Consider the following 19,468-nt stretch of genomic DNA (forward strand, 5'->3'; position numbering starts at 1 on the left):
GCGCATCCCGGATATCTGATATATACTGAATCCATCAGCTGATAGAAAAAAGAAAATCAATCGACAGTTGAATGGAGGAGATACACATGGATATCGGGAAAAAGATTAAGAACCTGCGCCTGGAAAAGGAAGTGAAGCAGGAGGAGCTGGCGGAGTACCTGGGGGTGTCCGCCCAGGCCGTGAGCAAATGGGAGACGCAGGCCAGCGTGCCGGACATCGGGCTGCTGCCGGGCATCGCCGTCTTCTTCGGGGTCACCATCGACGAGCTGTTCCAGCTCTCCGACGAGGCGGAATTCGAACGCATCGAAAATATGTTCTGGCACGAGCGCCGGATTCCCCCGGAGACCTTCGACCACTGCGTCAGGTTCCTGGAGGGCGTGCTGAAAAACCAGCCGAAAAATGTCCGGGCCTACAGCTGCCTGGCCTATCTGTACAACCACCGAGCCGCCAGCGACCATGACACGGCCAGCGAGTACGCCAAGAAAGTGCTGGAGCTGGATCCCCGGGAAAAAAGCGGCTGGGTGGCGTTCCTGGAGGCGGAGGGCGGAGTCTGCGGGGACGAATGGTACGACAACCATTTCCAGGTCATAGAATATTTCAAGGACTTCCTGAAAAAGAACCCCGGCAACTACTGGGGGCTCTATGGAATCATCGAAAATATGCTGGACGATGACCGGTTTGACGAAGCGGTTCCCTACATCGAGCAGATCCGCACCGCGGCCAAGACACAGCAGTATGATGTCTATATGGGCGATGTGATGTTCGGCAGGGGGAATCCGGAGAAAGCGCTGGAGTACTGGAACGCGGCGGTGGAGCATTTCCCGGAGAGATGGCAGTCCTACTGCGACAGGGCGGACGGATTCCGGAAACTGGGCAGATACCAGGAAGCCCTGGCGGATTATGAGAGGAGCTTTTCTATGCAGGAGCCGCCCAGGATCGCGGACGGCCTGTACTCCATGGCCCAGGTGCATGAACTGCTGGGGGATTTCGACGCCGCCATTGCCGACAGAAAGCGCATCATCAAGTGCCTGAAAGAGGAGTACAATACCTTTTCCGGGGAAAGCATCGATGCGCAGAAGCGGGAGATCGAGCGGCTGAAGCGGCGCAGGGACACAGAGGAAAACGACTGATTCATGTCAGGCTGCATGAATGGGTACAGGATGGTGGAGAGGAAGAAAACCCATGCGTTGAAAATTTCCAAGATTGCGTGGAGGAAGAGACAGAAAATGAATGACGAAATAGCGATAAAAGTTTTAACACATTCCCAGATACATTCCGATATGCTGAAAGATTTCAGGCATGAGCAGAAGATAAGGGAGAAATATGTAAAAGACGGAAACGGATACAAATTAAGAAAGACGGACGAGCTCCGCCAGTGGAGCGAGGAGAAGAGAATCCGGTTATCCCGGTATCTGTGCCGGCAGTCAGGCAGAGGTGGCGCTGTCCTGGGAGCTTTCTCACCGGGCGGCAGGCTGGTGGGCTTCGCCGCCCTGGACGGTATGCTGCAAGGCATGGGAGATAAGGAATATGCGAACCTGACCATGCTCTTCGTGGACGATGAGTGGCAGAGGCAGGGCATCGGGAAGAAATTGTTTGAACAGATATGCCTGTGCGCCAAAGACAGGAAAGCGGATAAGCTTTTCATTTCAGCGGTTCCCTCCCGCGACACCATTGCCTTTTATGCCCGCATGGGATGTTCGGATGCGGAAGGAATCGTGGACAGTTTCATCGACACGGAAGAGGACCGCTATCTGGAGTACGTTCTGAGAGAGGACGCTGCAGGGGATTAGAACAAAGACTGATCCGCCAGGAAAGGAACCAGTTCGCTTACCGGAAGGACGCGCTGCTCCATGGTGTCCCTGTCCCTTATGGTTACGGTTCCCTGCTCCAGGGTGGCGTCATCTGCGGTAATGGCATAGGGAATCCCGATGGCGTCTCCTCTGCGGTATCTCTTTCCGATGCTGCCGGACTCTTCGTACTGTGCCATGCAATGTGGGGCCAGCATCGCGTACAGCTCTTTCGTTTTCCCGGCGTGCCTCTTTTTGCTCAGCGGCAGTATATTGAGCTTGATTGGCGCAAGGGCCGGCCTGATGTTAAGAACGACACGACTGTCAGAATCTCCAATCTCTTCCTTATGCAGGCCTTCAAACAGCAGCGCCAGTACGATGCGGTCTAGCTCGTAAGTGGATTCAATGATGTATGGGATATACTTTTCCTTTGTGGCTTCGTCAAAGGATAGACTCTTGACAGCCCTTGATTTCTGTGGTATAACGTAAAAAACGAACACAAAAGCTATGATAAGAAGTAGTAAGCATCCTGGATTTTCAGAGAGAAGGCGGCCGGTGCGAGCCTTTATGGAAAGGATGCCCAACCCATCTTTGAGCTGTGGGCCGAAATAGCAGTAAGCTTCACCGGGTTCTCCCGTTACAGAGATATGGCATCGGAGTCTCTTCCTGTGCCGGAGAGCGCGGATCATATCCGAATTTAGGTGGTACCACGGACTTATGTTTAGTTCGCCCTAAGCTGATAAAATGTCGGCTTAGGGCTTTTTGTGTTCAAGACAAAAAATGGAGGTATCCTTTATGAAACTTGAAAAGCTTGTAGGAGATCGTTTTCGGGAAAGGCCGTCAGACTGTGTCATTGACAGCCATGCCCTCATGGTGCGCGGCGGCTATATGAAGTACGTGGCAAACGGTATTTTTTCGTCCTATATGCCGTTAAAAAGGGTGACCAGAAAAATCGAGCAGATCATCCGCGAGGAGATGGACGCCATCGAAGGGCAGGAGGTGCAGTTCCCTGTTGTCATGCCCGCATCCCTTTGGCAGGAGTCCGGCAGATACGAAAGCATCGGCCAGGAGATGGCCCGTTTCCGCGACCGCAGCGGGAGCCCTCTTGTGCTTGGCATGACACATGAGGAGGCCGCTGTCCATCTTGTGCGTGATTATGGGCAGAGTTACACGAAATATCCGTTCATGGTGTACCAGATCCAGACGAAGTTCCGGGATGAAGCAAGGCCGAGAGCCGGCCTTATCCGTGTCCGTGAATTTACCATGAAAGATGCCTATTCCTTTCATACCAGTCAGGCGGATTTAGAGGACTATTACAGGAAATACCACAGGGCTTATGAGCGCATCTACGCAAGAGTGGGCTTGCCGGAGGTCATTTCGGTGGCTTCCGACTCCGGTATGATGGGCGGGAACATTTCCCACGAATTTATGCTGCTCACCCCTATCGGTGAAGATTCCATTGCCATCTGTACGGAATGCGATTACCGGGCCAATATGGAGGCGGCAGAGTGCATCGTCCATAACAGGAGAAATGAGGCTGCCCGGAATCTTACATTGGTGCACACGCCGGGCATCCACAGGATTGAGGACGTGTGCGAATTCCTGCACTGTGAGGAAAAGGATTCCTGTAAGGCGGTGGTCTATCAGCGCAATTCCGACGATCATTATATTGTATTGTTCATCCGCGGCGATTTAGAGGTCAATGAAACCAAGCTCACGAATTATCTGGGCTATGACCTGCATCCGGCGGTCATTACCGAAGAAAGCGGATTGAACGCGGGATATATCGGGCCGGTCAACCTGGCCGGCGATTTCACCATTCTGTATGACCGCTCTCTGGAAGGGATGAGCCATCTTTCCTGCGGCGCGAATGTCAGTGGATATCACTACACCGGACTGGACATGAGCCGTGATATCGAGGGCGCAGAGTATCACGATTTTGCCAAAATACAGGAAGGCGGCGTCTGTCCCCGCTGCGGCAGGCCCGCTATCAGGGTATGCCGCGGCATTGAGGTGGGCAATATTTTCCAGCTGGGCACCAAGTACACCCGGTCTATGAATATGACTTATATCGACAGCAATGGAGACGCCCGGTATCCGGTCATGGGATGCTATGGTATCGGCATCGGCAGACTTGCGGCTTCCATCTGCCAGGCCCATCATGATGAACACGGCCCCATATGGCCTTTGGCGGTGGCGCCGTGGCAGGTGCATCTCTGCGCCGTCCGCGCCGATGATGATGAGGTCAGGGCTTACGCCGACAGGTTGTACGAAGAACTGCGAAGCAAGGGGGTGGAGGTCATATATGATGACCGCCGGGTCAGCGCCGGAGTCATGTTCTCGGATGCTGACCTGATTGGGGCGCCGTTTCGGGTAATTGTCAGCCCCCGGAACAGGAAACAAAATGTGGTTGAAATCCTTTCCAGGGATAAGAGCTTGTCTGCCAGCGTTTCTATGGATTCGGCAGCGGAAGAAATCCTGAAAATTCTGTCGGCGGCAATGTGAAGCTTCCTGTGCCGCGTTGCAGGATTCCCTGAGCTTTGGGCGTTTCCGGCAGCTTCAGGAACCTGCGGTGGGCTTTCGGATATTGTACGGTATTCCGTTGATCTCCTGCATGTGATATCCCCGGAAATACCAGGACGGTACCGGATTGCGCATATTTTGATACCAGTCCAGCACATCTCTGGCCTGATTCAGCATGGTCCCTACTTCCTTTTCCCCGAAAGGAACCGCCCAGGGGACGGAGGAGAGCATGTTGCTGCTGATATAGAGGGCCAGCAGCCGCCAGAATGCCTCCGGCACCTGATTGTCGAAATAGCCGTTCACAATGCCTGAGGCAAAAAGAGGAGAGCACTGGGCGCACCATACGATTCTGTTGAATTCTTCCCAGGGGTCACCGAAATCGAAGCGGTCGAAATCTATGATTACAAGCTTGTCGTCTTCCAGCATCATGTTGCCGATATGGTAGTCGCCGTGCTGGAAAGACTGAGGCCTGCCCGCCAGGAGATGGCGGTTCGCCTCTATATAGGCTATCAGGTCTTCAGCGCCATCGAATTTTTGCGGGCATTCTCTGTACATCCTGATTTTACGGTTTATCTTATCGTTGAACCGGGTCTCCCAGTCTGGCTGGTCTGCCGGAGCCGGGATGGAGTGGATGGTCTTCAGGATTCTGCCTGCTTCCAGGCCATGGGCATACTGGGCAGAGTCCGCGAGATAGGGCATGGCCGCTTCCGCGTCTATACCGTCCACCCAGGTCTGGACGATATAGACGCCCTCTTCACACTGGCCGAATTCCACTGGCCTGCACATAGAGATTCCCAGAGCCGCAACCTTCTGCTGCATCCGGAACATATCCGCCCGGGAGGCGCTTTTCTCAAAAGGCGTGATGCGCAAAAGGTACTTTTTTCCATCTGCGGTGACGGCGCGATATTTTTTGTCGCAAGACCAGCCCTTGTCTATAGGCTCCTTGGAGACGAATTTCAGCTGCGGCATGTGGTTTCTCCTTCCATGTCTGTTCCTTTCTCCAGGGCATTAGGGAGCTTTTCGCGGAGAAAATTACAAATCGTATCTCTCAAAGAGCGTATCACGGAAAACCTTATCCCGCACGGCCCGTTCCAGGTCGCTGCCTCTTTTTTCTTCAACCAGTTTTAGATAGAGCTGGTTCAGGCGCTTTTCCCCTTCTTCTCGCCCTTCTTCCCGCATGGTCTCCGCGAACGCTTCTTCATCAAATTCCGTAAGCAACATAAGCTTCACCTCCGCTTTCTTTTTCAGGAGATACTCCTTCAGCATCCCTTCCTTGGTGCATCTGTCGATGGCCTTGTCCATGGCTTCGGGCAGGCTGTCCCCCGATTTCTGGTATTCCCGGACATATTGTATGAGCGCCACATATCCTTTCAGAGCGGGGCAGCGCTGCAGCAGGTTCTGGTTGCCGTTTCGGTTGATGTTCAGCATATGGGCAGTCCACTCATAGCCCTCTTTCGGAACCAGGAACGCGTCCGAGAGCTTCAGCTCCTGTCTGTCCGGCGCGTCTTCCCGTCCGTTATAGAACACATAATAATCCGGGGCGGGAATCTTCACAAGTTTCTTTCCATACAGCTTCATGCCCCTGGCCTCCAATATCCCGTCGATGTTATGGGCATAGTAGATCAGTCCTCGTAAGGGCATATTGTAGTTCAAGGTGCTCTGGTGCTCCCAAAGTGTCAGCTGGTTCTGGAACAATACGGATACGTCGTTCTTCCCGTGTATGTAGATTGCGTCAGAAAGCGTAACAACCTCCAGGCTGTCGGCATCCTGATAATCCGTATCGTTCAGGGCGTTGAACAGGGACAGCGCGTTGCGCTTATCCGAGAACAGATCATTGAAGACCGTGTCTTTGTGGCTGCGTCGTATCGTATTTCCTTTTGCCATACAACATTCTCCCTTACTTGTCATATCGTTCTTTTGTACGGGATTCTTCTATTCGGCCATGGAGTCCTGCATACAGGCCGGACAAAACGGCAGTCCCGCCGTCCGGGCCCGCCGGAGGTAAGGAATTGTCTACAAATAACTGATGCGAGTTTATAGCCGTTTTCTTTGTATTTCCGGGCTTTCGTCTAAACAAGTTGCATCAGTTATTTTCTGACAGTTCCTAATATTTGCTGGAAGGAAAGGCCGTTCTGATAGTATCAACTGGATATCTGTATTTTATCATATATGGAAGCTGCTGTAAATGCAGGAATTCTACCACTGCAGGCTTCTGCCGCAGAGAGGAAGATGTTTATTGATGACCATGCCTTATTTTTCACGTTGCGTTTCCATTTTTATCCTCTTGCTTGCCTGCCGGGGCGGGCAGGCAAGCGGTTGTCTGAGAGTGCGCTTGTTCCGGATGCTGCGTTCAACATCCTTTTTCCGCCATGTCCCGAATCGCCGCATCCTGGCTCAGATTACGTCATGAATGGAAAGTATCAGCAATACACAGCTGACGATCAGGAACAGCGCCGTCAGGACGACTCCGGTGTTGAGCCGCAGCTTCTCCGGGCTGTGTGCCGGTTCCAGGAGGTTGGCGCGGCGCAGGGCAGTGACGAAAGGCTTATAGAGGAGCATGGTGATTGCCGCGTTCAATCCGCCTTTGATCAGATTGAAGGGCAGGAACGCCGGCAGCAGCAGCTCGGCCATGGCTTCCCTGGGGATGCCCATGTAAATCGGCGCAATCAGATAATTCCAGAGCATCATGGCCGCCGCCTGGCACCCGCAGCCGCAGAAGAGGCCCGCCATGGCGCCGGACAGCGTGCGTCTCTTTTTGTAGAGGAATGCCGCGGGGCAGGAAAAGCAGCAGCTGGAAATGATGTTCATGACGCAGCCCAGGATGCCTGTCCCGCTGACGGTGAGCATCTGCGCCACGGAGACGATGACGGAAATGGCCAGCGAGTTGAGGGGGCCGAAGAGGAACCCGCCAATCGCGATGACCACGTCTTTGGGGTCATACTTCAGGAAGAGCACCAGGGGCACACGGCTCGCCACTGCGGCGGCGAAGGCAAATGCGCAGAGCATGCCTGTGGCTGTGAGTTTCTTTGTGTTGCTGGGATTCATGGGAATACCTCCTTAAAAAATTTGACACTTGAAAGCATGGGAATGCCTTTCAGGTGCCATTTTTTAAGGTGTATCGAAATGTCAACAGAGCAATTTGGAAAAAAGTGTGCAAAAATCAGTCAGAATCCTTCTGACAATCTCAATACACCTTCTTTAATCCGGACTATACCGTCGGTTCCGGAATTTCACCGAACCCCGTGCTTGCGCACCCGCGGACTGTCACCGCCGATCGGGAATTCCCGCGCACGGAGTGGTCGCGCTCCGTGGGGGTCACCCTGCCCTGAAGACATTGCTGCTATTCAATTGTTGAAAGGATTATAACACCGGAAAGGGAAAGTGTCAATACCGAACTGGGGTATTACATTTCAGGGCAAAAAAATAGAGCCAGGAACCTGTTTTTTAGATTCCTGGCTCATTAGTGCCCTTTACATATTCTGGTCTGTTTTCAGTTTTCTCACTTCATCAACTGAAAGGCCAACAAATTCCGCAATCTTTTCAAGCGTTATTGTCCCATCTTCCAGCATTTTCTTTGCAACATTTATCATTCCTTCTTTCAATGTCTGATTCCTCATATCTTCCATAGCACGGCACATAATCTCGATTCCCTCCTTGCTCTCTTTGAAAAATCTCACCCTGTCCGCCAGTGTCCCATAATACATATCCGCTGCGTCTGTGCAGGAGAAGTCATGCATTAACTTCCCGATTGGCGTATCGCTGCGGTAAGCGCCGTTTACATACAGTATGTGCGAACCGTCCTCAAATCTTTCCCCGGTTCCTAAAAAGCACCGCTCAATCGGATAGAGCGGCAGCCCTTTTCCCATTACGTCATTCTCTGTGATAAAGATTACCCACGTTTCCGGCAGCTTGTCGAAGTCCTCGCCTTTCTTCAAAAGGTTTGCGTCCATCATGCTGCTGTTGTACCTTGCCCTTTTTCTCCCGGCTCCTTTGTCGGAGCGCTGTACTTCTACATTCAGTTTTGCCCCTGTGCTGTCCGTAGCCAGGATATCCAACCTCACTGAACGGTTCAGCAGGTTCTCCACAAATACCTGGGTGCGGACGTCCAGCACCTTTAAATCCGGCTTTTCCAGCACAATCCGCAATACCAGTTCTATGCTTGCCGTATCCCCCTCAAAACACTTTGTGAAGAAATCATCATCAAGCAGGCGAAAGCCTCTTAGCCTCTGTAAATCTTCCTGATGTTTCTGGTCGATCTGTTCCGTCACTGTCAATCTTCCCACCTGCTTTCCCTTCTGTTTTCGTATCTCCATACTACCATAAACCTCCTGATTTTACAAGCCGGGAGCAGACGCATAGCGTCGCGCATTTCTGATTCCCGGCCTGTTTCCGTTATCGCTTTTTTACATCTGCTGTATCTCATTTTTCAGCATACGCTTGATTTTGTCGCTCATGGTTTCCCTGCTGGTCTTGCTGAAATGAACCCGCACAATGTAAGTAGTCTGGCCAATCTCCTTCGCCGCCGCTTTGGTCGCCCTGGCTCCTTCCTCCCGGAAATTCTTTCCGGAAAAAAGAATCGGCGCACACCGTTCCAGTATGCGGTCGTAAATCCTTGCGTGAGCAAGGTCTGGCGGGTTCTTGATTTCTTCCAGTTTCAGGTTTGTTGTGACAATCAACGGCTTCTTACTCCGATATCGGCTGTCAATGACGGTGAACATCTGCTCCATGGCATACTCGGTACTGCGCTCCACTCCTAAATCATCAATGACAAGCAGGCTGTAATCGTCCAGGCTGGCGATAAAGGCCGCCCTGTCCTCGGCAAACGCGCCGGGCAGGCGGTTCCTCTTTCTTTTTGTCGGCGTTCGCCCAGCGCCGGATTGTGGCGGCATGGTTTTTATATCCTTTTCCGCTGGATTCCATGTACTCGGACAGCCGCTCAATGTACTGTTCCCAAAGAGAGGGAAGTTCCGTCTGGAGTTCTGCCAGTTCCGCGGAAGATAGAAACACATTCCGGTATCTCCCATAGGCGTGTGCCATATCCCCCTCTCTATTCTCTATACTCTTATCTCTAATCTCTTTATCTCTATACTCTAATATAGGCGGACATTTGTCCACCCGGCCATTGGACGGACAAATGTCCGTTTCCCCGGACGGGAGCAGGTTCTGGCGTTTCAGCCTCATGCGCTCCTTTTTCTTCCGCTCCCCCTCGCTGGAGGACTGGCCGATCAGCAGCTGGATGTCGCTCATGTAATAGGCTCCGTCCGTCAGTATCTCCACAAGGCCGAACTCCTGGAATATCTTCAAAGCCCGCTCCACCGTTCCTACCTGATGCCGGGTAAAGGTGGCTATGGTCTGCACGGTATGGGGCAGGCAGTCATTCAGCAGGAGTACGCTAAAGCGTGACATGGCCGCCGTTGTTTCCGTTTGCGCTCTGCGGCGTGTTTCCGCTTCATACGAACGGCACATTCCCTACAGTATTTCGCCCGATTAGAGCCGGGCAGAAAAAGAGCGCCGCACTCGCTGCACCGCCTGCTTTCCGGCCGGTGGTAAAGGGCCGTTTCCAGCTGGTGGTCTAAAGGCAGCACCGCCGCACGGAACCAGCGGCAGAGCAGGGAGTGGGAAATGCTCTGGACACAGACGCACCCGTCCCCCTCGTCAAGCACGATACACTGGCCGTTGTCGTAGTTGCAGCACTCACGCACCAGCCGCCTCGCCCTGCGGTACTGCCGGTAGTCCATGGACGGGATTCGCTCATGCCGCCTGTTTCCCATATCTCACCTTACAGCGGCACAAAGGCGGCTGCCCCTCCCTGAAAAGGAAAACCGGCTCCGGCGCTTTCGCCCCCGTAGGCGCTGGCGGCGTGGGCGGCACGGGTATCTTTACGGTGATAGTGATTGTCATGATGATAAACTGCTGTGTCATAATTCCTGTTCCTCCTTCTTTCTGGCCGGTTCATTTTCCGTCCTGGCCAACTGCTCCGCTGTCTTTTTCAGGTTCTCCACCGCTTTGATGTCCTCCCGCATGGATTTCATTTTCTGGTACTGCACCGATTTCTCCGCTTTCAGGCGGTCGGCCTCGGCCTGCCATTTCTTCGGGGTGATTTCTTCGCCGTTGGCTTTCAGCTTTTCCAGATACCGGACAGCGGCCTCATATAATGCCAGTTCCGCACTGTGCTTCTGCTCAAACTGCTCCTTTTTCTTTCCCGGCTTCATCTTGTCGAACTGGCGGCGGGTTCCTTTGTTCCTCTCATATTTCTCCCACATGGAGAGATGTTAGTCCAGCACTTTGATACGCCGCTCGGCGGTGACAATCTTCCCACGCAGGGAATAGTAATCTTTGTTCATGGCGGCCACTTTTTCATAAAGCTGCTCCATGGAAGTGATGTGGTTGCCGTTCAGGAAATTGAACAAAGCGGCGCTTTCTTTCAGGTTCCTTATCTTCCCATACCGGGAGCCGGGTTTCCCCGCTGACAGCTGCACCTCATAAAGCTGCGCCATGATACTGTCTTTTCCTTCCGGTTTCTCTGCCTGCTCTTTCGTCCATTTATAGAGCCGGGTAATCCGTGCCTTGATTTCTTTCAGCAGCTTATTGTCGGCGGCAATCTGGCGGTTGATGTTTCCCTTCTCTGTGGCAATGCCTTTCCGCTCCATCTGGCTGGCGGCAACGCCCAGATGGATGGAAGGTATCTTGTCAATGCCCTGACGCTCGTAGGAGCGGTGGTCAATCCGTTCCGGCCTGCCAGCAGCCTCCAACGCTCTGTTGGCGTAGGCAGCCCAGGCAGCCCTCCACTTCTCTACATTTCCCTTGTCGTTCCAGTCGGTGGTGTCCTCCCGGTGGCTCTTCCAGCCGCCTTTGCCGTTGGGGATTCTCTGGCCGTTTTCGTCCAGTTCGTAGACCTTCCGGCATTTCGCTCCCCACTGTCCGTCCTCCTTTAGCGGCCGGATGGTGAGCATGACATGGAAATGGGGATTGCCATCCTTCTTGTCATGGATAGAGAAATCCGCACACATACCGGCAGCGACAAAGGTATCTCTGATGAAAGAGCAGGCAAGCCGTAATTGTTCTTCACGGTTCAACTCTACCGGCAGGGAAATCTCTATCTCACGGGCAAGCTGTGCGTCACTGGTCTTTTCAACCATCTCCACGCTGTTCCAGAAGGTGTTTCGGTCTTGGTACTCCGGCGGGGCATGGGGTGGCAGGATAATCTCAGAATGGACAACGCCCCGCTTTCTGGTGTGATCATGGGTAAGCCCGTCCCATTCGTTGGTCATTTTCGTTCCGCTCCGGTAAGCGGCAGCGCCTACGGCAGACTTGGCCTTGCTGCGCTTGATAATCTGAACGGGCATATGGAAGATGGCTATGGTTGTTCGCCTCCTTTCGGGTAGGATAGATTGGCTTCGCTGGAAAGGGCAGACGCAGGGCGGGTGTCCTTTCCGGCGGAGCGCACAAGGGGTTTGGGGAGTGTAGCTCCCCATTGCGTCCAGAGGACGCCACGCCCCCGGCAGGGCGCACGCACCGGAACGGTGTATAAGTGCGCCGTTGGATTTCTAAGATTGCTGCATACCTTGGCTTTCAGGCTCGTTTTTCAGCAGTCGCATGACTTCCGGCAGGCGGGAAATGGCGGATAAAAATGCTTTGATTTCCTCGCCGGTCATGGCGGCAGTGGCAGGGAAGATACTTTCCAGAATCGCCCCATGCTCAATCAGGCGGCGTGTCCTGGCTTTCCGCTCTGCGTCCGTTTTCCGGTTCAGGAGAATCTTCTGGCGGTTCTCCAACTGGCGGATTTCCGTCTTTACTTTTTCCTGCTGGCTTTTAAGCTTGCCTATATCTGGCATTTGCAGTCACCTCCTTTCGGGCGGTAAAAAAGACAGCCGTTTCCGGTTGCCTCGTATAATAAAAAATTTATTGTTACTGTTTTTGCATGAAGTGATTCCGTTCCCCCTTTGCTGTCTGTATTCTCTGATAATCGCTTTTTATATTCCAATTTAGCATATAAAGGGGAGCATACACGCACCATATGATTAAGGCTTGCTGACAGTTAAAATACAAGGGAAGGGAGCTGACAGCATGATTAAATATGACCGGCTCTGGTCTACCCTCAAAGAGCGGGAGATAAGCCAGTACAGACTAATCAAGGATTTCGGCATAGATAAAGCACAGCTTCATCGGCTGCGGAAAAACATGGTTGTCAAAACCATGATTCTTAACAACTTGTGCCGGATTCTAAACTGCCGTATTGAGGACATCATGGAGTATGTACCAGACGAAGATACGGACTAAAGGGGCAATGCGGACTTGGATTTGCGGAGCCTCTTTTTTGTTGCCTTCACCGTTCCTGCGCCGGTGGCCTCTTGTCCGGATAGAGTTTCCCGGCCATAACAGCGGCATGGTTCCTGATTTTGATTTCTCCCCGCTTCTCACTGGCTCTGGCGTTTTTATAGCCTTCATCAGAGAGGAAAAAGCGGTATCGCTCTCCGGGGAATCCCACCGGGCTGTCACTGTTCAAAATATCCACCGTTACCATGTGCCTTGTTTCCGGCAGGAACCGCTCCATGCTTGCCAGGTCATGCCCCTGCAGAACCGGCTCCCCCTTCCCGGCTTTGGTGGCGGCAAGCCTCTGGCGGATAGAATTATCCCGCTTTTCGATAAAGGCGGCCCGGTTATCCGCAATAAAGCGGCTGCACTCCGGCTCTGCCAGTTTTTCCAGTTTCCGTATGGTATTCTCGACAATCACTTTTGAGAGTAAATCGTCCTTCCTTTCCAGAACTGGCACAATCTCTTTCAGCCCGGCAAGGGTTTCTTCCTTCGTTGGTGCGGCATACTGGTAGAGCATTTCCAGTTCGCTTTTGTTAAAATTCATTTGCCTCATTCCCTCCACTTCTTTTTCTCAAAATAGTTTCGCATTCGCTTTAAGCCGCTCTTAACGGTCTGCTGTACCACGGATACGCTTACGCCTTCTTCTGCGGCAATCTCAATCAGTTTTTTGCCAAGCATGTAGCGGGCATGGATACGCCTCGCCTGTATGTCCGTCAGACTATTCATAGCTTCGGACAGATGTTCCAGTGTGGCAAGGAAAAGCTGTTCTTCCTCCTGTTCCAGCAGAATCTCCTCTGGGGATTTGGCGGTAAAATCAAAGGCACAGTTTTCAATCCCGTCCTCACAGTCAAGGGAATAGTACGCCTTGTGATACCAGATTTTATGGGTGAGGTTGTTTTCCTCCCTCCGCATAAACAGCAGAGCCTCGGCCACCTCGTCCGATACCTCAATAAATGTGTCTGTAACAAAAAGCGGGTAATAATACTTTTTCAGGTTGATTGTTTTCATGGCTAATCTCTCCTAAAATGTGGAGAGGACAGGCAGCGGTTTCCTGCCTGTCCTCTCCGATAATGTGATAGGGAAAAAGTTCCCTTCACTGGTTAGCCCGAAATCGGCCAATCGTAGGGTCTGTATCAGAAAAATTTTTTAATTTTTTTTCCGTACCGCCTCAATGCTGTCCTGTATGGCAGCTTTGGAGCAGCGGCAAAGCCCGGCAATCTCGGCATAGCTCAAACCCTCCAATGCGTAGAGCAGGAACCGGCGGCGCTGCGCCTCGGTGCAGAGCGCAAGGGCGGCCTTAATCTCCAGCAGGGTTTCTTTCCTGCATACCCACTGTTCCGGTGTCTGGTAGTAGCAGGAGCGCCCTTCGGTGAGGACTATGTACTCGTCAAACTCCCGGCTGTCCCAGTGCCTCCGCTTCTCATGGGCAAGGTTTTCTTCCTTGTGGTCGGCTCTGTCCAGGTACTCATATACTTCGACTGTGACCTCCACGGACAGTGCTTGTCCGTCTATGTTGATGGTGACTTCCATCTTCCTTTCCGACCTTCAGATTTTTTGCAAAGATTTCTGAACGGAGTGAGGCGGAGAGTGGCAGTGGGGAGCGTGTGCACCTCCCAAGAAAACAAAAGCGCCCGGATGGTTAAATTCCATTCGGACGCATAAGATACGGTATTCAGTTAGAATATGACAAATTTCGCATTTGCTGTCAGGGTGTTCCCAACTGGCTAATATGCTTTTTTTGACAGTAATATATTTTGTGTCAGTTCACATTTATAGATAACTTGTATCATAACAGCTCCCATCTAAACCGCTGTTGTCTACAAGTCAAAAAATGTTATACCTTCAAGAGTTAAAAGAGCAACGGCTTATAAAAAAATGAACCGATAACAATGAGTGAATTTGCTCAATGTTACCGGCTCTGCGTCTGTGCGTCTGGCTCTTTGATAACTAATACATTATAATCTTTTACGTGGATTATCATTTCCTGCTTACATTTGGGGCAGAACAGCGGGAAATTCCGAAGCTCTGTGTCTGACCGCATTTTAATGCGTGTCTTGCTTCCGCAAACAGGGCATAATAACCATTTGAATTGCTCGTTCCCGTCATGATTCATGGTTCTTATGCTTGCTTTCTTTTCGCAGTACAACGCTGCTGATAACGCTGATGCCGCCCAACAACGCACAAGATTTTGACGGGAAAAGGATTCCTGCCGCCACCAGACCAGCACCGACAACTAAGTTACAAGCCGCAGCCGTTTTTAACGCTTTCTTTTTCGGGTTGGGAAGTTCTACGGAAATCCCCAATCTACCATTCAACTTTTCGCAAGCCCGATTTACTTCTTTAATCATTTTGTCCTCCTTTAAAACAATAACTGTATGCCGTGATTTACAATAAGCAACACGCCAACGCCTATGACAATCCATAGGGCTGTGGCTTTCTTTTCTTTCCCTTTTCTCTTGTTCAGAAACAGGAAAATCAATCCCACGCCCACAAGGCAGATACCAACAATCAATGATACGATTGAAATGGTCTGCATGATTTCCGCACTTGGAACGGGTACAAAATCGGGAATTGGAAAATTCATATTATCGCCCCCTTTCTTTTAATTGCTCAAATCTGATAAAATCATTTTTCTCATTGCGACTGCTGAAAAAATGATGCCTATGATACCGAAAATAACTGCCGCAACGGGGATTGACATCAATCCTGCGCTACTTCCCTGTGAGTTTGACGCTATGGCAACAATGACAATAGACGAAACAACGGTTGCAATCGCTGACTTCTTTATCATTCCAACATACAGCGGGAGAAGCCCCAACAGGATAACGGATATTGTTGTAACTGCCTGTGCCAGTATGTTTCCAAAGCTGAACGTGACAAAATCAAAACATTTTGCCGCAAGAAAGATTGTGGCATATTGGAAGATATTTGATAGTACATGGAACAGGAACATGATACCACATATCAAAATGAGTTTTGCCGTAATCAGTTTTGTGCGACTGATTGGGTAAGTGAAAAGCAAACAGATTGTTTTGTTTCTGTATTCTTCAATCACAAATACGGAAATCAGTACCGCTTCCCATACAATCAGAGTAGCCCTTACAAGCATTGCCGCTAACGTAACTGTATCTAACTGGACAGGGGCAAATCCCGGAAGCGTGGATATATTGCCGCTTGCGGTTAAAAGGCTGGACGTAAAGACGGAAAGCAGAAAGATAATAAAGTTAGCGATTAACAATCCGGCAATATGCGGCTTTAACGGTACTTTCTTAATTTCCATGCGGATAAGGTTCCACATTTTTTTCACCTCCTCCCAATAAGCCTAAATAATAGGTTTCAAGGTCTATCCCTTTGGCTGTGAGTTCTTTCATTGATACTTCCGCAAGCATAGCCCCGTGGTCAATAATTCCGATTGTATCGGCAATTTTAGATAGTTCGTCAAGGATATGGCTGGATATTAAAATGCTTGTGTGGTATTCATGGTTGATTCGCAGCAGCAGCTCCCGTACTTCTATAATTCCCTGTGGGTCTAAGCCGTTTATAGGTTCGTCTAAAATGAGCAAATCCGGCTTCGTGAGCATTGCCCTTGCAAGCGCAAGCCGCTGTTTCATTCCCAAAGAGAATTTCCCTACGGCTTTTTTGCCCGTTTCTGCAATCCCTAACAGTGACAGCGTTTCCATGATGTTTTCATAGCCTGCGCCCATGTATCGGCAATGGAGTTCCATGTTCTCGTATGCGCTTAAATGGCTGTAAAAAACAGGGCTTTCAATAATGCTGCCGATACGGGAGAAAACGGGATTGTTCCCCTTGTTGATAGTTTCGCCTAATAAACATACCGTACCTGTATCGGGGAAAATGACGTGGTACAGCGTTTTCATCAGCGAAGTTTTTCCTGCGCCGTTTGCGCCCAGAAATCCGTATACTTCCCCTTGCCTTACATTCATGCAAATATCATTCAGTATGGGGTTGCCCTCTATGGATTTTGATAAATGCCGGACTTCAACCGCATTTGTCATTCGCTCGCCCCCTTTTCGGAGCATAGCCGCCTTTTAAATATCAAAGTCGCTTTCTGTGCGATTCCGATAAGGGAATATTGGGAACTGCCTATACATGGATAAGAAAAACAAGTAACCAGTTCCCAACCGTCCTTACCGTAATGGTTCAGCTTATCAGACAGCGACTTTTCGGAATGTTCTGTTTCCTTGCTGTCAATTACTATCGTTTTGTACTCAAATTCTGTCATAACAATCTCCTTTACTCAAAAATATCTGCCACAAGGCTATCCACCATAAAATCAAAAACAGCGAAATAATCACAAGTGACGGAAAGCGTTTCTTTTGCATTGATTGTTGACAGCAGCGCACTCAAAATTCCATATGCCTGTGCTTCCTCCATTTTCAGATTGAGGTCTGCGGCATGGATAACCTGTCTGAAAAAATCGAAACTGTCAAACTTGATTTTCTTAATCGTTTCTTCCGGCAGCTTTGTTACAAAAGACTGAAAATCCGGCGTATTGACATTGTAGAGGAACGGCTTGCTGTCGTATTCCCGGAAAAGCCTTTTCATGGACTGTGCAAAGCCCTCTTTCGTCCGGCTGTTCCTGTTTATGTCGATAATTTTTTCTGTCAACCTCCTTTGTATGTCTGTGATTGTTTCAAGGAATAAATCTTCCTTTGTCGGGTAGAGCGTATAAAAAGTACCGATAGATATAACTGCCTTGTCGCATAGATTCTTAATGCTTGTCTTTTTGTACCCTTGCGCTATCCAACATTCCTCGCATAGTTCTTCCAGCTTTTTGCGGATTGCTTTTTTATCAGTGTCCGAAAGGACTGGCTTTGACGGCATAATTCTATTTCTCCCTTCTGGTGAATTTTACTTGCGAATATTCGTTATAAATATTCGCAAGTAAATAATAACATTTGTAACACATATTGTCAAGGTGAAAAAGTTTTGTTTATTGTGCAATAGTTGAAATCATATTTTTTCCCACTCGTGGTTCTTTCGTTGGCAGGCTGTTGGCCGGGATAAACACGCCTCTTTTCATATCCTCGGCACGAATAGCGGCTTTCTTCGCCTCGATTTCAGCCTTTTTCTTTGCCTTGATTTTATCCTCGTACCGTTTCTGTGTCCCGTTGGCCTTGCGCCGGAGATATGCCTGGTGCAGCTTATCCTTGCGTTCCTCTTTCTTCCGCAGGGCTTCCAGTTCCTCCGGCGTGAGGTCCACTTCCCCGAAATGGGGCGGTATGTACCTCCCGACAAAATTGAAGTAAATCTCAACCTCCTGCGTGGTTTCAATGCTGCCTTTCCGATCACGCTCATGGACAAGGATTTTCTCCACAAACTCATTCAGCATGGTGGTAGTCAGGTTGTCAAAATTCTCGTACTTGTCAACAAGGGCGATAAATTTCTCCGCTGATTTCCGGCTCTGCTCATATCCGGCGATTACCTTTTCCAGTTCGGCAATCTCGCCGGAAAGGGATTCCTGCTCCTTTGCGTACTGTGCGTCCAGGGCGGCATATCTTGCGTCCGGCAGCTTGCCCAGCACATTGTCCTCATAAATCTTGCATATCAGTTTTTCCAGTTCCCCAGCCCGTTTCTGTACCGCCGCCAGCCGTTTCCGCTTTCTGGTGATGTCGCTGGCCTGCTGCTCGGCCTGGGTTTCCTGAACCGCTTTGATAAACTCTGCCCGGTCATTTCTGGAATACTCCGCTATCGCCCGGAGCATATCGGAAACCAGTGTCAGGACGGCGCTTTCATTGATTCGGTGTTGCGTGGAGCAGAGGACGCCAACCGGAACCTTGCTATATTGGGAGCAGGTATACTGTGAGATACGCTTGCCGTTGTTGGTGCGGTGGACGTACATCTTGCCGCCGCAGTCGGCGCAGTAGAGCAGACCGGTGAGCGGGGCGGCTTCTCCCCAGCCGTCCGGGTAACGCTTCACGTTGGAACGGATTCTCTGCACATTCCCAAAGGTTTCAGGGTCGATAATGGCGGTGTGGGTGTCCTCGAAGATTACCCATTCATTTTCGTCAACGTAGTGGCTTTTCTTGTCCTTGAAATGTTTGCGGGTCTTGAAGTTGATGGTGTGGCCTAAATACTCACGCTTTTTCAGGATATTGACGATAGTAGAAGAACTCCAGCCATAAGGGTCTTTAAACGTCTTGGATTGGTTCACACCCTCCCCGTAATGAGAGAGGTGCAGGGAAGGTATCTCAATCTTTTCCTGTGACAGCCGGCTTGCAATCTGGTAGGGGCCGTATCCGTCCAAAGTCATAGCAAATATCCGGCGCACCACGTCAGCGGCTTCTTCGTCCACAATCCAGTGTTCCCGCTTTTCGTCCCATAAGTAGCCGTAAATGACCGTGCCAGTCAGGTGCTTGCCGCTCATGCCTTTTGCCTTGAATACGGATTTAATCTTGCGGCTGGTATCTCTGGCGTAAAATTCATACATGATGTTCAGGAACGGGGTAAAATCATTCTCTCCGTTGGCGCTGTCCACTCCGTCATTGATGGCGATCAGCCGGACGCCTCTCTGCCGCAGGATTTCCATAACCTGACCGACTTTGAGATAGTCACGTCCCAGGCGGCTCATGTCTTTGATGATGATTGCCTCGACGTTCCCGGCCTCCACTTCCTCCATCATGGCAGTGAATCCGGGGCGGTCGAACCGGGTTCCGGAGATTCCATCGTCCGTGAAATGGGTCGGGTTGGGAAAACCGTTGCGGTGGGCGTAATCTTCCAGCATGGATTTCTGGTTGCTGATAGAATTAGATTCCCCGTTCAATTCATCGTCACGGCTTAACCTCTCGTATAATGGAGTGATTTTGGTTTTCGTCATAGTG

General features: G+C 50.7%; 27 protein-coding genes, 1 pseudogene, 1 riboswitch and 1 other annotated feature. Of the genes and pseudogenes, 4 read left to right on the forward strand and 24 right to left on the reverse strand.

Annotated elements, in window-relative coordinates; genetic code table 11:
- Nucleotides 1-86: 86 nt before the first annotated feature.
- On the forward strand, nt 87-1,130 hold the full coding sequence (locus NFS35_RS05860) for a helix-turn-helix domain-containing protein (RefSeq protein ID WP_251206215.1): 1,044 nt from the start codon (nt 87-89) through the stop codon (nt 1,128-1,130).
- A gap of 96 nt (nt 1,131-1,226) precedes the next feature.
- Nucleotides 1,227-1,790, forward strand: coding sequence for a GNAT family N-acetyltransferase (locus NFS35_RS05865; protein ID WP_251206216.1), 564 nt, complete (start codon nt 1,227-1,229; stop codon nt 1,788-1,790).
- Here NFS35_RS05865 and NFS35_RS05870 read toward each other — a convergent pair.
- A complete protein-coding gene (locus NFS35_RS05870; protein ID WP_251206217.1) occupies nt 1,787-2,287 on the reverse strand; it encodes a His/Gly/Thr/Pro-type tRNA ligase C-terminal domain-containing protein in 501 nt (166 codons plus the stop codon). The two genes, NFS35_RS05865 and NFS35_RS05870, sit on opposite strands and share 4 nt — an antisense overlap.
- Nucleotides 2,286-2,524, forward strand: a binding site (T-box leader). Its footprint overlaps the gene before it by 2 nt.
- A 58-nt stretch (nt 2,525-2,582) precedes the next feature.
- On the opposite strand from NFS35_RS05870, the gene NFS35_RS05875 reads away from it, so the two are divergent.
- Nucleotides 2,583-4,292 carry a proline--tRNA ligase gene (locus NFS35_RS05875; protein ID WP_251206218.1) on the forward strand — a complete coding sequence of 570 codons (1,710 nt, stop codon included), beginning with the start codon at nt 2,583-2,585 and terminating at the stop codon, nt 4,290-4,292.
- A 54-nt stretch (nt 4,293-4,346) separates the two neighbouring features.
- Here the strand turns inward: NFS35_RS05875 and NFS35_RS05880 are convergent, their stop codons facing one another.
- The 12 genes and pseudogenes from NFS35_RS05880 to NFS35_RS05925 all read right to left on the reverse strand — a co-directional run bounded on the left by NFS35_RS05880 (nt 4,347) and on the right by NFS35_RS05925 (nt 12,145).
- Complete coding sequence (locus tag NFS35_RS05880; protein ID WP_251206219.1) at nt 4,347-5,279, reverse strand: aminoglycoside phosphotransferase family protein; 933 nt, start codon at nt 5,277-5,279, stop codon at nt 4,347-4,349.
- Nucleotides 5,280-5,342: 63 nt separating this feature from the next.
- Nucleotides 5,343-6,194 carry an Rpn family recombination-promoting nuclease/putative transposase gene (locus NFS35_RS05885; protein ID WP_251206220.1) on the reverse strand — a complete coding sequence of 284 codons (852 nt, stop codon included), beginning with the start codon at nt 6,192-6,194 and terminating at the stop codon, nt 5,343-5,345.
- A 510-nt stretch (nt 6,195-6,704) separates the two neighbouring features.
- Nucleotides 6,705-7,355 carry an ECF transporter S component gene (locus NFS35_RS05890; RefSeq protein WP_251206221.1) on the reverse strand — a complete coding sequence of 217 codons (651 nt, stop codon included), beginning with the start codon at nt 7,353-7,355 and terminating at the stop codon, nt 6,705-6,707.
- Nucleotides 7,356-7,497: 142 nt separating this feature from the next.
- Nucleotides 7,498-7,647: riboswitch (FMN riboswitch) on the reverse strand.
- A 133-nt stretch (nt 7,648-7,780) separates the two neighbouring features.
- On the reverse strand, nt 7,781-8,623 hold the full coding sequence (locus NFS35_RS05895) for a PD-(D/E)XK nuclease family transposase (protein ID WP_251206222.1): 843 nt from the start codon (nt 8,621-8,623) through the stop codon (nt 7,781-7,783).
- A 90-nt stretch (nt 8,624-8,713) separates the two neighbouring features.
- Complete coding sequence (locus NFS35_RS28950) at nt 8,714-8,821, reverse strand: transposon-encoded TnpW family protein (protein ID WP_275564662.1); 108 nt, start codon at nt 8,819-8,821, stop codon at nt 8,714-8,716.
- Nucleotides 8,819-9,151 (reverse strand): annotated as a pseudogene (locus tag NFS35_RS05900) (ATP-binding protein); the annotation flags it as partial. The pseudogene NFS35_RS05900 and the gene NFS35_RS28950, both read right to left, overlap by 3 nt.
- Entirely contained in the window at nt 9,072-9,716 is a 645-nt protein-coding gene (locus NFS35_RS05905) for a phage replisome organizer N-terminal domain-containing protein (protein ID WP_251206223.1), read from the reverse strand. The pseudogene NFS35_RS05900 and the gene NFS35_RS05905, both read right to left, overlap by 80 nt.
- The gene (locus NFS35_RS05910; RefSeq protein ID WP_251206224.1) at nt 9,689-10,081 is read right to left on the reverse strand and encodes a cysteine-rich VLP domain-containing protein; all 393 of its coding nucleotides are present in this window, start codon (nt 10,079-10,081) and stop codon (nt 9,689-9,691) included. The genes NFS35_RS05905 and NFS35_RS05910 overlap by 28 nt, the downstream gene beginning before the upstream one ends.
- Entirely contained in the window at nt 10,062-10,232 is a 171-nt protein-coding gene (locus NFS35_RS05915) for a hypothetical protein (RefSeq protein WP_251206225.1), read from the reverse strand. The genes NFS35_RS05910 and NFS35_RS05915 overlap by 20 nt, the downstream gene beginning before the upstream one ends.
- The gene (locus NFS35_RS29225; RefSeq protein WP_330640040.1) at nt 10,229-10,573 is read right to left on the reverse strand and encodes a hypothetical protein; all 345 of its coding nucleotides are present in this window, start codon (nt 10,571-10,573) and stop codon (nt 10,229-10,231) included. The genes NFS35_RS05915 and NFS35_RS29225 overlap by 4 nt, the downstream gene beginning before the upstream one ends.
- A gap of 9 nt (nt 10,574-10,582) precedes the next feature.
- Nucleotides 10,583-11,785: a MobQ family relaxase gene (mobQ, locus tag NFS35_RS05920; RefSeq protein ID WP_330640041.1), complete on the reverse strand. Its 1,203-nt coding sequence runs from the start codon at nt 11,783-11,785 to the stop codon at nt 10,583-10,585.
- Nucleotides 11,786-11,857: 72 nt separating this feature from the next.
- Nucleotides 11,858-12,145, reverse strand: a complete 288-nt coding sequence (locus NFS35_RS05925; protein ID WP_121708530.1) for a DUF3847 domain-containing protein — start codon at nt 12,143-12,145, stop codon at nt 11,858-11,860.
- Between the two features lie 232 nt (nt 12,146-12,377).
- On the opposite strand from NFS35_RS05925, the gene NFS35_RS05930 reads away from it, so the two are divergent.
- A complete protein-coding gene (locus tag NFS35_RS05930) occupies nt 12,378-12,590 on the forward strand; it encodes a helix-turn-helix domain-containing protein (RefSeq protein WP_016220459.1) in 213 nt (70 codons plus the stop codon).
- Nucleotides 12,591-12,636: 46 nt separating this feature from the next.
- Here NFS35_RS05930 and NFS35_RS05935 read toward each other — a convergent pair whose 3' ends face one another.
- The 11 genes from NFS35_RS05935 to NFS35_RS05985 form a co-directional block, all read right to left on the reverse strand.
- Nucleotides 12,637-13,170, reverse strand: a complete 534-nt coding sequence (locus tag NFS35_RS05935) for a DUF5720 family protein (protein ID WP_251206226.1) — start codon at nt 13,168-13,170, stop codon at nt 12,637-12,639.
- A 5-nt stretch (nt 13,171-13,175) separates the two neighbouring features.
- Nucleotides 13,176-13,634, reverse strand: coding sequence for a sigma-70 family RNA polymerase sigma factor (locus tag NFS35_RS05940; protein WP_251206227.1), 459 nt, complete (start codon nt 13,632-13,634; stop codon nt 13,176-13,178).
- A 138-nt stretch (nt 13,635-13,772) separates the two neighbouring features.
- Nucleotides 13,773-14,156 carry an RNA polymerase sigma factor gene (locus NFS35_RS05945; protein WP_251206228.1) on the reverse strand — a complete coding sequence of 128 codons (384 nt, stop codon included), beginning with the start codon at nt 14,154-14,156 and terminating at the stop codon, nt 13,773-13,775.
- A 379-nt stretch (nt 14,157-14,535) separates the two neighbouring features.
- Nucleotides 14,536-14,739 (reverse strand): cysteine-rich KTR domain-containing protein, encoded by a 204-nt coding sequence (locus NFS35_RS05950; RefSeq protein ID WP_022744993.1) that lies wholly within the window; start codon nt 14,737-14,739, stop codon nt 14,536-14,538.
- Entirely contained in the window at nt 14,729-14,974 is a 246-nt protein-coding gene (locus tag NFS35_RS05955) for a hypothetical protein (RefSeq protein WP_016303720.1), read from the reverse strand. The genes NFS35_RS05950 and NFS35_RS05955 overlap by 11 nt, the downstream gene beginning before the upstream one ends.
- Nucleotides 14,975-14,985: 11 nt before the next feature.
- Nucleotides 14,986-15,210 carry a hypothetical protein gene (locus NFS35_RS05960; protein WP_016280388.1) on the reverse strand — a complete coding sequence of 75 codons (225 nt, stop codon included), beginning with the start codon at nt 15,208-15,210 and terminating at the stop codon, nt 14,986-14,988.
- 18 nt (nt 15,211-15,228) lie between these two features.
- Nucleotides 15,229-15,924 (reverse strand): ABC transporter permease, encoded by a 696-nt coding sequence (locus NFS35_RS05965; protein WP_251206229.1) that lies wholly within the window; start codon nt 15,922-15,924, stop codon nt 15,229-15,231.
- On the reverse strand, nt 15,896-16,642 hold the full coding sequence (locus NFS35_RS05970) for an ATP-binding cassette domain-containing protein (protein WP_251206230.1): 747 nt from the start codon (nt 16,640-16,642) through the stop codon (nt 15,896-15,898). Before NFS35_RS05970 ends, NFS35_RS05965 begins: the two co-directional genes overlap by 29 nt.
- Entirely contained in the window at nt 16,639-16,869 is a 231-nt protein-coding gene (locus NFS35_RS05975; protein ID WP_016303716.1) for a DUF4177 domain-containing protein, read from the reverse strand. The genes NFS35_RS05970 and NFS35_RS05975 overlap by 4 nt, the downstream gene beginning before the upstream one ends.
- A gap of 11 nt (nt 16,870-16,880) precedes the next feature.
- Nucleotides 16,881-17,471, reverse strand: a complete 591-nt coding sequence (locus tag NFS35_RS05980; protein ID WP_172518939.1) for a TetR/AcrR family transcriptional regulator — start codon at nt 17,469-17,471, stop codon at nt 16,881-16,883.
- A 109-nt stretch (nt 17,472-17,580) separates the two neighbouring features.
- Complete coding sequence (locus NFS35_RS05985; RefSeq protein WP_251206231.1) at nt 17,581-19,464, reverse strand: recombinase family protein; 1,884 nt, start codon at nt 19,462-19,464, stop codon at nt 17,581-17,583.
- Between the last annotated feature and the right edge of the window lie 4 nt (nt 19,465-19,468).

The organism is Acetatifactor aquisgranensis (assembly GCF_943193215.1).
In the GTDB taxonomy this organism is placed as follows: Bacteria; Bacillota; Clostridia; order Lachnospirales; family Lachnospiraceae; genus Acetatifactor; species Acetatifactor aquisgranensis.

What these genes read in the sequence shown, in the direction of transcription:
- NFS35_RS05860 (WP_251206215.1), top strand. Translation starts at nt 87, where the DNA reads ATGGATATCGGGAAAAAGATTAAGAACCTGCGCCTGGAAAAGGAAGTG.
- NFS35_RS05865 (WP_251206216.1), top strand. Translation starts at nt 1,227, where the DNA reads ATGAATGACGAAATAGCGATAAAAGTTTTAACACATTCCCAGATACAT.
- NFS35_RS05875 (WP_251206218.1), top strand. Translation starts at nt 2,583, where the DNA reads ATGAAACTTGAAAAGCTTGTAGGAGATCGTTTTCGGGAAAGGCCGTCA.
- NFS35_RS05880 (WP_251206219.1), bottom strand. Translation starts at nt 5,279, where the DNA reads ATGCCGCAGCTGAAATTCGTCTCCAAGGAGCCTATAGACAAGGGCTGG.
- NFS35_RS05885 (WP_251206220.1), bottom strand. Translation starts at nt 6,194, where the DNA reads ATGGCAAAAGGAAATACGATACGACGCAGCCACAAAGACACGGTCTTC.
- NFS35_RS05890 (WP_251206221.1), bottom strand. Translation starts at nt 7,355, where the DNA reads ATGAATCCCAGCAACACAAAGAAACTCACAGCCACAGGCATGCTCTGC.
- NFS35_RS05895 (WP_251206222.1), bottom strand. Translation starts at nt 8,623, where the DNA reads ATGGAGATACGAAAACAGAAGGGAAAGCAGGTGGGAAGATTGACAGTG.
- NFS35_RS05905 (WP_251206223.1), bottom strand. Translation starts at nt 9,716, where the DNA reads ATGTCACGCTTTAGCGTACTCCTGCTGAATGACTGCCTGCCCCATACC.
- NFS35_RS05910 (WP_251206224.1), bottom strand. Translation starts at nt 10,081, where the DNA reads ATGGGAAACAGGCGGCATGAGCGAATCCCGTCCATGGACTACCGGCAG.
- NFS35_RS05915 (WP_251206225.1), bottom strand. Translation starts at nt 10,232, where the DNA reads ATGACACAGCAGTTTATCATCATGACAATCACTATCACCGTAAAGATA.
- NFS35_RS29225 (WP_330640040.1), bottom strand. Translation starts at nt 10,573, where the DNA reads ATGTGGGAGAAATATGAGAGGAACAAAGGAACCCGCCGCCAGTTCGAC.
- mobQ (WP_330640041.1), bottom strand. Translation starts at nt 11,785, where the DNA reads ATGGGGAGCTACACTCCCCAAACCCCTTGTGCGCTCCGCCGGAAAGGA.
- NFS35_RS05925 (WP_121708530.1), bottom strand. Translation starts at nt 12,145, where the DNA reads ATGCCAGATATAGGCAAGCTTAAAAGCCAGCAGGAAAAAGTAAAGACG.
- NFS35_RS05930 (WP_016220459.1), top strand. Translation starts at nt 12,378, where the DNA reads ATGATTAAATATGACCGGCTCTGGTCTACCCTCAAAGAGCGGGAGATA.
- NFS35_RS05935 (WP_251206226.1), bottom strand. Translation starts at nt 13,170, where the DNA reads ATGAATTTTAACAAAAGCGAACTGGAAATGCTCTACCAGTATGCCGCA.
- NFS35_RS05940 (WP_251206227.1), bottom strand. Translation starts at nt 13,634, where the DNA reads ATGAAAACAATCAACCTGAAAAAGTATTATTACCCGCTTTTTGTTACA.
- NFS35_RS05945 (WP_251206228.1), bottom strand. Translation starts at nt 14,156, where the DNA reads ATGGAAGTCACCATCAACATAGACGGACAAGCACTGTCCGTGGAGGTC.
- NFS35_RS05950 (WP_022744993.1), bottom strand. Translation starts at nt 14,739, where the DNA reads ATGAATCATGACGGGAACGAGCAATTCAAATGGTTATTATGCCCTGTT.
- NFS35_RS05955 (WP_016303720.1), bottom strand. Translation starts at nt 14,974, where the DNA reads ATGATTAAAGAAGTAAATCGGGCTTGCGAAAAGTTGAATGGTAGATTG.
- NFS35_RS05960 (WP_016280388.1), bottom strand. Translation starts at nt 15,210, where the DNA reads ATGAATTTTCCAATTCCCGATTTTGTACCCGTTCCAAGTGCGGAAATC.
- NFS35_RS05965 (WP_251206229.1), bottom strand. Translation starts at nt 15,924, where the DNA reads ATGTGGAACCTTATCCGCATGGAAATTAAGAAAGTACCGTTAAAGCCG.
- NFS35_RS05970 (WP_251206230.1), bottom strand. Translation starts at nt 16,642, where the DNA reads ATGACAAATGCGGTTGAAGTCCGGCATTTATCAAAATCCATAGAGGGC.
- NFS35_RS05975 (WP_016303716.1), bottom strand. Translation starts at nt 16,869, where the DNA reads ATGACAGAATTTGAGTACAAAACGATAGTAATTGACAGCAAGGAAACA.
- NFS35_RS05980 (WP_172518939.1), bottom strand. Translation starts at nt 17,471, where the DNA reads ATGCCGTCAAAGCCAGTCCTTTCGGACACTGATAAAAAAGCAATCCGC.
- NFS35_RS05985 (WP_251206231.1), bottom strand. Translation starts at nt 19,464, where the DNA reads ATGACGAAAACCAAAATCACTCCATTATACGAGAGGTTAAGCCGTGAC.